This is a genomic window from Gluconacetobacter aggeris (genome assembly GCF_014174395.1).
In the GTDB taxonomy this organism is placed as follows: Bacteria; Pseudomonadota; Alphaproteobacteria; order Acetobacterales; family Acetobacteraceae; genus Gluconacetobacter; species Gluconacetobacter aggeris.
Map to the genome: position 1 here is coordinate 324,547 of NZ_JABEQD010000002.1, position 11,758 is coordinate 336,304.

Sequence of the window (11,758 nt, forward strand, 5' to 3'; positions counted from 1 at the left end):
AGAGCCGCCCCCTCATCCGCCCATCGCACGGGCGACATGCCCCGACAATTCGGCCTGGGTGAAGGGCTTGCGCAGCACCAGCGCATCCTCCGGCAACACGGCATTGTCGGCATAGCCGGTCAGGAACAGGATACGCGTTTCGGGATAGAGCGCGCCGATCCGCCGCGCCGCCTCCTCGCCGCCCATTTTCGGCATCATGACATCCAGCACCACCAGGTCGGGCCGATGGGGCGCCATCGCATCGATTTGCGCCAGCGCCTCCTCCCCGCCCGATGCCTCGATCGCCTCATGCCCCATGCCGCGCAGGAAACCGGCCGTCACGGTCCTGACCGTGTCCTCGTCGTCCACCACCAGGATGCGCAGCCCCTTGCGGACAGGCAGAGGCTCCAGCGCCTCCGGCCGGTCGAGGGCCGCCACCGGGCAGCGATGGACCGGCAGATACAGATCCACCTGCGTCCCCTGCCCCGGCGCGCTGGTCACCCGCACATCGCCCCCGGCATGGCGCACGAAACCATAGATCATCGACAGGCCCAGCCCGGTCCCCCGCCCGACATCCTTGGTCGTGAAGAACGGCTCGAAGATCCGCGCCAGCGTCTCCGGCGCCATGCCCGTGCCCTGGTCGGCCACCGACACCACGACATATTCGCCCTGGGGCAGATCCCCTTCAGCCACCGGCGCCTCCAGCCGCGCCACATGGGTCGAGAGCATGATCCCCCCCCCATCCGGCATGGCGTCGCTGGCATTCAGGCACAGATTCAGCAGCGCCAGTTCCAGTTGCCCGGCATCGGTCCGCACCAGCGGCACCTCCCCGCCCGGGTCCGCGGTCTCCATCCCGATCTCGACCGGCGGGCGCCCCGCCGCCCCCTCGCGCCGCCGCGCGGTCACGCCCTGCACCAGCAGGTCATGCATGCCCCGCAACAGAGCATTCACATCGACCGGTTGCAGGCTCAGATCACGCGGCCGGCTGAAATTCAGCAGCCGGCGCGTCAGGTCGGCCCCCCGCCGTGCCGCGCCCATCGCATTGTCCAGCAGATGGGTCGTGCGGTCGTCCAGCCCCGCGCCCATATCGACGGCCAGTTCCAGAGACCCCATCACCGCCGTCAGCAGATTATTGAAATCATGCGCAATTCCGCCGGCCATGGTGCCCAGCGCCTGCATCTTTTCCGCCTGGCGCAGGCGCGCCTCCATCTCGCGCTGGCGAGTGACGTCCCGATTGATCAGCACCGAATAGGCCTCGCCCCGCGCATTCACGCCCAGACGCGCACGGGTGAATTCCCGCCAGCTCACACTGCCGCCGGGGCCGGACACCGGCAGCACTTCCTCATCCCGGCCCTCGGCCTCCAGCCGCGCCTCAGCCGCATGCAGCGCCGGCAGCAGGGCCGGATCGGACAGATCCTCCTCCCGCCGCCCCAGACAATCGGCCTCGTCCCGGCCATAGAAGGCGGCGGCATTGCGGTTGATGCGGATAAAGCGCCCGTCCGGGTCCTTGAAGGCCAGGCCGGCGCGCAGATTCCCCAGCAGGCCGCGCAGCAGCATCCGCTCGGTCTGCAACTCGCCTTCCAGCTTGTGGCGATGCGCCGCCTGGACGACCATCGCGCGCAGGGCATCCCCATCCCAGGGCTTGTGCGAATAGAAGGAAATCCGCCCCTGGTTCAGCGCCGCCGCCACGGCGCCGATATCGGCATACCCTGTCAGCAGGATCGCCTGCGCGTCGCACATCCCCCGCGCCCGCGCCAGCATCACGTCGCCCCCCATCTCGGGCATGCGCTGGTCCGAGACGATGACATCGATATCGCGGCGCCGGGCCAGAATATCCAGCGCCTCGACCGGCGAGGTGGTCGACAGGATGGTGAAACTGTCTTCCAGCAGGTCGGTCAGCGCCACCAGGATCTCTGGTTCGTCATCCACCAGCAGCACGACGGGGCGGTCGGTCACGCCTGCATCTCCGCATTACTCCGGACGGGCTCGGCCATCGCTTCCAGATGCGGCTGCCAGGGCACCGAAATCGTAAACATCGTTCCCCGTCCTCCATTGGTGCCGGCCCTGCGCGGCGCGTCGGCAATCGCGATCGTGCCATGATGGGCCTGCACGACACTATAGGCGATGGCCAGCCCCAGCCCCGTCCCCGCCCCCACCGGCTTGGTGGTAAAGAACGGCTCGAAGATCCGCTCCGCCATCTCCGGCGGAATGCCCGGACCATTATCCGTCACGATAAAGACATATGATTGCTCGCCCGAGCCCTCGCTGACACGCAATTCGGTGGCAATCCTGATCACTCCGCGCGCCGGCCCCGCCGGGTCGCCCTCGCCGGCATCCTCCAGCATGGAATAAATCGCGTCGGCGGCATTGCTGATGATGTTCATCATCACCTGGTTCAGCAACGCAGACTGGCAATACAGGCGCTCGGGCGCGCGATAATCCCGCTCCACCACGATCTGGTTGCCGAATTTCTGCGTCAGCAGGGCCAGCACCGTCTCCAGTGCCTCGGGCACGTCGATCACCTGGAACAGCCCCTCGTCCAGGCGCGAGAATTTCCGCAGGTTCAGGACCAGGTTCTGGATGCGCCGCAGGCCCAGGCTCATCGATTCGACACGGTCGCGGCATTTCATCAGCGCCGCGTGCCGGCTCCCGTCCGCATCCGTGCCAGGGTCCTCCTCGGCGATCACCTGCGCCAGCAGGCGGGCCACCGTCTCCTTGTGGGCCAGGATGAAGGCCAGCGGATTGTTGATCTCATGCGCAATGCCGGCCACCAGCTCGCCCAGCGACGCCATCTTGGCGGTCTGCACCAGCTTGCCCTGGGTCTCGATCAGCCGGCGGTTGGCATCGGCCAGCTCGGCATTCGCCTGTTCCAGCGCCTCGGCCAGCGAGGCCTTGGAGGCAATCGCCGCCGCCTCGGCCCGCGCGGCCTCGACCGCGATCTCGCGCGCCTGCCGGTCCAGGTCGATGCGCCGCGCATCGTCCTGCAGCAGCTTGCGCCGCACCAGCGCCCGAATCCGCAGGGCCAGCACATCGGGCTCGATATCGTCGGCCACCATGTCGTCCACACCGGCCTCGAACGCCCGTGCGGGAAAGACACCGCGCGCCGCACCCGGCCCGCTCAGGCCCAGGATACGGGGCGCCCCTCCGCCCGCCACCACGACATCCTGCCGCAGATCGTCCAGTGCCTGGCAGAAGGCGATGCCGTCGAACCGGTCGGACACCAGATCGACCACCACGCAGTCGGGCGCACGCGCAGGGTCGAACCAGTCCGCCCGCTCCATCGCGCCGGGATGACCGATCACGGTCACGTCATGCCCGTCATTGCGCATCAGGGCCGCCAGGGCCGCCACCGCATGCTCCCGCGCCCCTTCGCCGCCGACAATCAGGATTCGTGCCCGACGGAACAGCGGGCTGGCATCCCGCTGCCCGGTACCGGCCCCCGTACCCGCACCCTCGCGCAGCAGCGCGCGGATGCGAAAGACGATCAGGTCCGGTTCGGCCGATTTGGGCACATAGGCATCGGCGCCGCTTTCCAGCCCCTCGCGCTCCAGGCCCGGCTCCCCCCCCTCGGTCAGCATCAGCACCGGGATCATGCGGGTGGCCGCACTCATGCGTAATTGGCGCGCCATCTGCCCGCCATTCATGCCCGGCAGATGGTAATCGGCGACCACCAGATCCGGAATCCGCGTATCCAGCGTATCCAGCGCGGCCTCGCCACTGGCCACCCGCGTCACCGCAAAGCCATGGCCTTCCAGCATCCGGCGTATGCGCAACGCCTGGGTGTCGGAATCCTCGACCAGCAGCAGCGTCGGCGGCACCTGCCCCTCGGCGGAGGCGTCGGTCATGGCCCTCGTCCTTCCATCCCGACCGCCATCGGCAAGGGTGCGGCGGCCGAAGCCACGGCCACCAGATGCGGCGCGATCTGTCCCAGGGGCAGGCTGATCGAGGCCCCCCCGATCCGCTCGGCCGCACCGGGCATCCCATGCACGATCGACGTGCTCCGGTCCTCGACGATCGTGTATCCGCCCGCCCGGCGCATGTCGCGCAGCCCCACGGCCCCGTCCTCGCCCATGCCGGTCAGCAGAACGCCGATCGCCCCGCCCCCCACCCGCGCCATCGAAGCGAACAGGGCAGTGGCCGATGGCCGCTGCCCGCCCAGCGGCGGCGCGTTCGACAACCGGATCTCATCGCTCAGCCCGAGGGTCAGATGCGCCTCGGCCGGTGCCACATAGACATGCCCCGGCCGCATGATCTCCCCCTGCCGGGCCAGCGCGACCGGCAGCCGGGTCTGGGTATCGAGCCAGGCGGCGAACCCTTCCATGAACCCCATGCCCATATGCTGCACCAGCAGGATCGGCCACGGAAAGCTGGCGGGCAGCGCCCCCATGATATGCGCAAAGGCCTGCGGCCCGCCGGTCGACGCCGCCATGCCGACCAGGCGCGGGCGCAGACGCGGCGGCGGCCCCACATCCTGCACCGGTACCGCCCCATAATGCAGCCGGTGACGGATCACCGGCACCTGGCTCATGATGTAGAGCTGGGTCGCGATCGCGGCCCCCCCGGCGGCATCGACCGGCCAGCCGGCCGGCTTCTGCACCACCGACAGCGCGCCGGAACGCAGCGCATTCATCGAGATCCGCAGCGCCGGATCGGTTGAGGAATCGCTGACGATCACGATCGGCGTCGGGCATTCGGCCATGATGCGCCGCGTGGCTTCCAGCCCATCCATGCCGGGCAGCCGCACATCCATCGAGATCACGTCGGGCCGCAGCATCGGCACCAGGCGCAACGCCTCCTCGGCCGTTTCCACCGCCTCCAGCAGTTCAAACCGCGGATCGTCGCGGATCAGCCGCACCAGCACATGCCGGACCACCGCCGAATCCTCGACGACCAGCACCCGGACGCGCGGCCCTGCCAGGCCGGTCACAGCACGCCTCGGATAATATCCAGCAATTCGCCCTGTTCGAATCCCTGCTTGGTCACGTAAGCCCGGGCGCCACCCTCCAGCCCGCGCCTGATATCGGCTTCCTCGTTGCGCGACGTCATCAGCACCACCGGAATCCGGGACAGGCGCGGGTCCGACCTGACCGCGTCGAGCAATGCGAAACCATCCATCCGGGGCATCTCCACGTCCGTCACGATCACGTCGATCCGACGTGGCGACCGGTGCAGCAGCGCCAGGGCCTCGACCCCGTCCGTCGCCAGCAGCACATCATAGCCGTGGGTCTGCAGGATCGTCTTCTGGAGAGTCCGTGTGGTAATCGAATCGTCAACCACCAGCACGATGGGCACCCGGCGGGCCGCCGGCGCCCCGCCGTCCGGCCCCGCATCGCCGGCACCGTCGAAATGCCCCCCCGTGGCCCCCGCCATCCGCCACCGCTCCAGCAGCGTATCGGGATTGAGCACGAAGACCGGCCGGTCACCGCGCGGCCAGCCCACACCTGGGATCAGCTCGCTGTCCAGCCCCGCCGCCTCGGCGTCGGAAATATGCAGGATGCGGACCTCGCGCATCCGGTCGACGGCAAAGCCGCAGCACCCGCCATCCGCCATGCCCAGCACGACGACCGACAGCGCCCCGTCATGGACCGGCAACGCCGCATCCGGCCGGCCAAGAAAGGCGGCCAGAGGCACCACCGGCACCAGGGCAGCCCCAGCATCCAGCCCGCTCTCCGGCCCGCGCCGCCGGTCGAGGGCAAAGCAGGCCCGGCCATCGACCATGCGGATATCGGCCTGCCGCACCCGCGCCAGCCGCTCGATCACCCGCCCGGGCAGGCCGATGGTCATGTCGCCGGCCTCGACCACCAGCGTGGTGCGCTGCCGGCGCGAGACCGGCACCGCCATCGTCACCACCGTCCCCCAGGGGTTGCCCGCCTCCATGCGGACCGACCCCTGCAGGGCACGCGCGGCCTCCGCCACCACCGACAGGCCCATGCCCCGGCCGGACAGCCGGTCGGCCTCGGCCCGGGTGGAAAAACCGGGTGCGAACACCAGGCTCAGCAGGGTTTCGGGCAGGCAAGGATCATCCGGCTGCATCAGCCCCTGGCGGATGGCGCGCGCCGCGATCGCCTCCAGGTCCGGACCACGCCCGTCATCGCTCACCGCGACCAGCAGGCGCACGCCCAGCATCCGCACCGACAGGGTCAGGACCGGCTCCGCCGGCTTGCCCTCCGCCTGCCGCCGGGCGGGGCTTTCCAGCCCGTGGACGATGGCATTGCGCAGCAGATGGATCACCGGATCGCGCAGCGCCTGCATCACCCGCCGGTCGGCCCGCACATCCATGCCCAGCAGGCGCACCGTCACCTCGCCGCTGCCATGCTCGCGCGCGATCTGCCGCACCATGCCGGTCAGCGAGCCGAACACCGTCCCGGCCGGCACCAGCGTCACCGCCCGCACTTCCTCGTCCAGCCGCATCATGGCCCGGTCGGCCTGCCCCGCGATTCGCCCGCGCTCGCGCGACAGGGCAAACAGGGCGCGGGTCAGGCGCGACAGTTCCGCCGCCGGGTCGGCGGCCGGCCCCGTCCGCCGCGCCGCGGCGGCGGTCAGGTCCTCCAGATCGGCCCATAGCCGTTCCTGCCGTTCGGCAATGCCCATCATGTCGTGCATGACGCCGACCAGCGCATCCAGGCGCGACACGGGCACCTGCACATAGCTGCCGGCCGCCTCCTCGCGCCCCGGCGGCGCCGCCTCGCCCCCATCGGGGCCGGCCGGCGCCTCCGCCAGATCCTGCATGCGGGCGTCGACCTGGTCCATGGCGGTGCCGATGGCGGCGATATCCTCCGCCGTCACGGGCCGCTGCCCGTCCAGCAGCCCGAACAGCCGCCCCTCCAGCGTATGGGCGATGGTCTCGATATCGGCGCGCTCGACGACGCGGGCCGCCCCCTTCAGCGAATGAACACGCCGGAAGATCTCGCCGATCCCGCGCCCATCCACCGGGCCGGCGGCCAGAATGTCGCGCACGACGCGCAGATGGTCGCGATATTCGGCCTCGAAGACCGCCAGCAATTCCTGTCGCAGAGCCTCCACGGCCGGCCGTCAGGTCCGGTAACGCGCGGAAATGGCCAGGAGCTGATGCGACAGGCTGCCCAGATTGCTGGCCGAGGCCTCCAGGTTTCGGGTCCCCGCCGCCGTCTGCTGGCTGGCCTGGCGAATGCTCTGCAACGCGGTCATCACCTGCTCGATGCCGATCTGCTGCTGGTTGGTCGAGGCCACGATCTGCTGGAACGCATGCACCCCTTCCTCGATACCGCCGGTCATGCGCTCGATGGTGCGATAGGCGATGTCGGTCCGCTCCTTGCCGGCCGACACGCGCTTGACCGCCTCCTCGGTCAGCATGACCGACGTGTTGATGCCGCGCTGGATATCGCCCAGGATCGCACGCACATGCTGGGTGGCATCGCGCGACTGGTCGGCCAGGATCTTCATCTCCGCCGCGACCACGGCGAAGGAACGCCCATGCTCGCCGGCGGCGGCGGCCTCGATCGCCGCATTCAGCGCCAGCAGGTGCGACCGCTCCGACAGATCGTTGACGGCGGTGATGATCTCGCTGATCGCATCCGTCCGCTCGGAGAGTGCTACGATGTTCGAGGCCACGGCCTCCGCCCCTTCCTGCGTGCGCTCCATGGCCCGCGCGGTCTCCTCCACCGCCTCCAGCCCGCTGGCCGAACTGTGGACGATGGTCTCGGCCGACGAGATCACTTCCCGCGCGCGCTTGCTGATCTGCGCGCCGGAATGGGTGATCTGGTCCACCGTCGCCGCCGTCTCCTGCACTGCGGCGAACTGTTCCTCCACGCTCGCCGCCTGCTGCTGGGCGGAGGCACGGATATCGGCCACCGCCGCATCCAGGTTGCGCGTGGCCTCGCGGCTCTGCTGCGCGATCTCGCGCAGGCCGTCGATCATTCGGTTCAGCCCGTCGGCCAGGCGCTCGAACTCATCCCGTCCCCCACCTGAGCCGCCGACCGTCACATGGGTCGACAGGTCGCCCTGCCCCACCCGCTCCATCACCCGCATCAGCGCCGCCAGCGGGGCCAGGATCGACCGCCGGGTCCAGAAGGTGACGATCAGCGCGACGATCACCGCCACCGCCAGCCCCAGGATCAGCGAGCGGCGGCTGAATTCATACAGCGCGCTGCTCTGCGTCTCGCCCGCCTGCACCCCGCCATCCAGCGTGGTCCCGGCGTCGGAGATCAGCCGGTCGATGGTCTGGTCCCGCGTGTCCGACCGCGCCGATTGCTGGCGCACCGCCGCATCATCGCCCTGGCGGATGGCCGCGAACAGGTCCGACGCCGCCTCGGCATTCTGGCGCGCCTGGTCCAGCGCCTCGTGCAGGCGGGCCGAAATGGCGGCGAACATGGCGCGGCGCGCGTCGATCCGCGCCTCGTCGTCGGCCTGGCTGGCTGCGGCCATCGCCTGCACCAGCGTATCCTCCGCCTGCCGGTCCACCCCGGTCCAGTCGGTGACCGCCGCGTCCAGCATCGCCGGGTCCTTCTGGTAATCCCGCGCATAATAATGCGACAGGATCGACAGCCGCCGCGCCACCAGGTCGTTCTCCAGCACCCGCAGATGGTTCAGGTGGCGATAGACCAGCAGGTCCCGGGTCACGATCACCGTCATCTCGTCGCGGACATTGCGGATCTGCCCCAGCGCATAGACGCCGATCGACACCATCAGCATGACGCCGACCAGGAACCCGAACAGAAGACGATTGGCAATTGTCACGACAGGTCAGACTCCGAATTGACGCGCGGCGAACAGGCGGGCGGGGTCCAGCACCGCGACCAGCCTCCCATCCGGCAGGGCTGCCATCGGGTGGGCCGATACCGGTGCGGCGGCCGGCGCCCCCACCACATCGTCCACACCCAGCGTCCGCCCGGCCAGCAGCGCGATCCGCGCCACCGGCAGGCCGGCCACCGGGCGCAGCAGCGCCATGGCCCCGGCACGATCCATCGGCGCCCCGCCCAGCAGAACCGACAGATCGATCACCGTATACAGATGGCCGACATAGCCATAGACACCCCGCACCGACACCGGGCAGTCCGGCCGCCGGGGCATGACGCTCCAGGCCGGCTCGGCCATGCGCAGCACATGGTGCAGGTCGATGGCATAGATCTGCCCGCCAACGTCCAGGATCACCGCCGCGCGGCGCCCCGCATCGTCGGCCGGCGCCTGCCCGCGCGCGGCCAGTTGCCGCGCACGCTCCGCCATCACCCGGCGGGCATAGCCGCCCGCGCTCCCGACGGACGCGTCGCGCGGCCCCGCCACGTCCGGCATGCCGCCCTGACCGGTCAGGACACGCTCCGCGCCAGCATCGGCGCACCATCCTCGCGCACGTCATCGGCATCCGCCGCCCCGTCCCCGCCGACCAGCCGCAGCAATCCGGCCACGGTCAGCCCGCCGCCATCCGCGACCGGCGCGTCGGCGGGCAGCCGGCGCAGCAGGGTCCGGGCCTGCCGCAGCATCCGTTCGGCGTCCTTCACCTCGCCGGCATCCTGCAACAGCCGGGCCAGATGCACATGCGCCATGACATGCTCGCGATCCAGGTAGAGCGTGCGCCGGAACCCGTCCTCGGCGGCCACGGAATCCTCCGCCAGGACGGCCGAGAGGAAATGCAGCCCGGCATCCAGCGGATGCAGGGCCAGCGCCGCGCCGCAGCAGGCCCGCGCCTCGGCCAGCGCACCGCGATCGGCCAGCGCCCGGGCCTCGGCCCGCGCCAGCCCCGCATCGCCGTGGGCGAGGATCTCGGGCGCCCGCTCCCGCGCCTGGCGAAACGGCGGCGGCGCGGCAAGCGGCGCATCCGGCAGGCACGACAGCACGCCCCGGCGCGGCGCGGCCGGCCCCTGGCGCGAGCCAGCGGCGCGAAACGCCACCGTACCCGCAAACGTCACGGTCTCGAGAAAATCGCCGCATTCGCCGATCGGGTCGGAATGGCCCAGCAGCAGCCACCCGGGTGGCGACAGCCGGTCCGCCAGCGCCCGCACCAGTTCCAGCGCCCGCTTCGGTTCGAAATACAGCAGCACATTGCGGCACAGGATCAGGTCGAACGGCCCGGTCGCCCCCCCGCCCGACGGCAGGTCCATGATGTTTCCGTATTCGAAGCGCACCATGCGCCGATAGACATCGCGCAGGGTCCAGTGCCGCCCGCTGGCGGCGGGGCGGAACCATTGCCGCCGTTCCGAGGCACTGACGTCGCGCAGCGACCACGCCCCATATTCCGCGCGCCGGGCCCGCTCCAGCGCCAGATCGCTGATGTCGGTGCCCAGGATATCGACGGTCCAGTCCTGCTCGCCCCGCGCCCGCAGCAGCCGGTGCAGCAGAATGGCCAGCGAATAGGGTTCGGCACCGTTGGAGCACCCGACACTCCAGATCCGGATGGTCCGCAGCGGGCGCAGCCGGGTGATCAGATCGGGCAGGATCGTGCGTTCCAGCGCATGGAACTGCTCGGCATAGCGGAAGAAGAACGTCTCGCCGATCGTCACGGCCGATTCCAGCGCCCGCCATTCGGCCTCGCCCGCCGCATCGTCCGAAAGCCGCGACAGGTACTCCATCGGGCAGGCACAGCCGCAGGCATCCATGCGCCGCCGCAGCACCATCTCCAGCAGGTCCATCTTGTCGGCATAATAATGCAGCCCGGTCCGCGCGACGATCCGGGTGGCCAGCCGTTCCAGGGCATGTTGCCGGTCAGCCATCCGCGCGCTCCCATAGTGCATCGCGCAATGCCGCATCCAGGGCCAGGGCCTCGATCCGCTGCCGTTCGCGCTCCATCAGCAGCCGGTCGGGGTCCATCAGCAACGCGGTCATTCCTCCGGCCAGTTCGACCTCCCCCGCCAGCCAGCCGCCGGCCGGCATGCCATCGGCAGGCAGCACCATCACGGCCCCCATCCTCTGCCGCACATCCAGCACGCTGTCGACCATGAAGGCCACCTTCATTCCAGCGCCCGGGTCGCACAGCAGCAGCGGGCGATACAGCATCGCATCGTCGTCCGGCGCGCTCCACGCCCGCAGCCCCAGCATCACTGCAAGATCGATCGCGACCACGCGTTCCGCACCAAGGCGAAAGAATCCCAGCACCGGCGCGGGCGTCCCGGCAGGGCGGACAAGCGCCGGCACGGGCATGCATTCCCGCACCGCGGGCGCGGGCAGGCCGTAACACGTATCCACAAGACGGAAGATGACGACGGCCACTGACACCGGGGCTTTGCTGCCTTCCACCCGAGCCGGCCCGGCAATGGCTTGCCGGCGCGTTTCCTACCTGCTTTTCTCCCCGAAGATTGCATTTATGACAAGTGACGGCTACCTCCGGCAGGGATGCGTACCCGGCAGATCGGGCGCGCCGCAGCCGCCGCCGGAGATCCGACCGTCATGGACAGTTTCAATTCGGGCCGCGCCACCGACCGGTTCCTCCCGCCCCGCGCGGGCGGATCGCAGCGCTTTCCCGTCGCCCGCATCGCCCGCGTGGCGATCTGCGCCGTATTCTACGGGCTTTTCTACTTCGTCCAGCAGGTCACCGAACTGCTGGCCCCGCTGGTCCTGATCCTGGGCGTGGGCTGGGGTGCCCTGCCCCATATCGTCGGCGCCATCGGCACCAGCGCCGCCTCCGCCGATCCGCAGACCCGCGATATCGTCACCCATGTCGCCGGCACCATCCCGCACCAGATCGTCCTCGGCTCGCATGTCGTGACGGCCGATTCGCTGGTGGTCGACGGGCTGCTGATGATGGCGGCGGCGGCGGTCTGCGCCACCCTCGCCGCCGTCGCGGCGCGCGAGATGTGACGCACACGCCGCC

Annotated in this window: 9 protein-coding genes; 1 reads left to right on the forward strand and 8 read right to left on the reverse strand. The window is 70.0% G+C overall.

What is annotated here, in order from left to right; genetic code table 11:
- Positions 1–12: 12 nt before the first annotated feature.
- Genes HLH36_RS04130 through HLH36_RS04165 form a run of 8 tightly spaced genes read right to left on the reverse strand, consistent with a single transcriptional unit; the run spans position 13 to position 11,184 of the window.
- Entirely contained in the window at positions 13–1,935 is a 1,923-nt protein-coding gene (locus HLH36_RS04130) for a response regulator (RefSeq protein ID WP_182985189.1), read from the reverse strand.
- Positions 1,932–3,824 (reverse strand): response regulator, encoded by a 1,893-nt coding sequence (locus tag HLH36_RS04135; RefSeq protein WP_182985190.1) that lies wholly within the window; start codon positions 3,822–3,824, stop codon positions 1,932–1,934. The genes HLH36_RS04130 and HLH36_RS04135 overlap by 4 nt, the downstream gene beginning before the upstream one ends.
- On the reverse strand, positions 3,821–4,906 hold the full coding sequence (locus HLH36_RS04140; RefSeq protein WP_338030387.1) for a chemotaxis protein CheB: 1,086 nt from the start codon (positions 4,904–4,906) through the stop codon (positions 3,821–3,823). The genes HLH36_RS04135 and HLH36_RS04140 overlap by 4 nt, the downstream gene beginning before the upstream one ends.
- Entirely contained in the window at positions 4,903–7,002 is a 2,100-nt protein-coding gene (locus HLH36_RS04145) for a response regulator (RefSeq protein ID WP_182985191.1), read from the reverse strand. The genes HLH36_RS04140 and HLH36_RS04145 overlap by 4 nt, the downstream gene beginning before the upstream one ends.
- Positions 7,003–7,011: 9 nt before the next feature.
- On the reverse strand, positions 7,012–8,694 hold the full coding sequence (locus HLH36_RS04150; protein WP_182985192.1) for a methyl-accepting chemotaxis protein: 1,683 nt from the start codon (positions 8,692–8,694) through the stop codon (positions 7,012–7,014).
- Between the two features lie 6 nt (positions 8,695–8,700).
- Complete coding sequence (locus HLH36_RS04155; protein ID WP_182985193.1) at positions 8,701–9,246, reverse strand: chemotaxis protein CheW; 546 nt, start codon at positions 9,244–9,246, stop codon at positions 8,701–8,703.
- Between the two features lie 14 nt (positions 9,247–9,260).
- Positions 9,261–10,661, reverse strand: coding sequence for a CheR family methyltransferase (locus tag HLH36_RS20020; protein ID WP_182985194.1), 1,401 nt, complete (start codon positions 10,659–10,661; stop codon positions 9,261–9,263).
- Positions 10,654–11,184, reverse strand: coding sequence for a chemotaxis protein CheW (locus HLH36_RS04165; RefSeq protein ID WP_182985195.1), 531 nt, complete (start codon positions 11,182–11,184; stop codon positions 10,654–10,656). The genes HLH36_RS20020 and HLH36_RS04165 overlap by 8 nt, the downstream gene beginning before the upstream one ends.
- 150 nt (positions 11,185–11,334) lie before the next feature.
- Between HLH36_RS04165 and HLH36_RS04170 the strand changes: the two genes are divergently transcribed.
- Positions 11,335–11,745 (forward strand): hypothetical protein, encoded by a 411-nt coding sequence (locus tag HLH36_RS04170; protein ID WP_182985196.1) that lies wholly within the window; start codon positions 11,335–11,337, stop codon positions 11,743–11,745.
- Positions 11,746–11,758 lie beyond the last annotated feature (13 nt).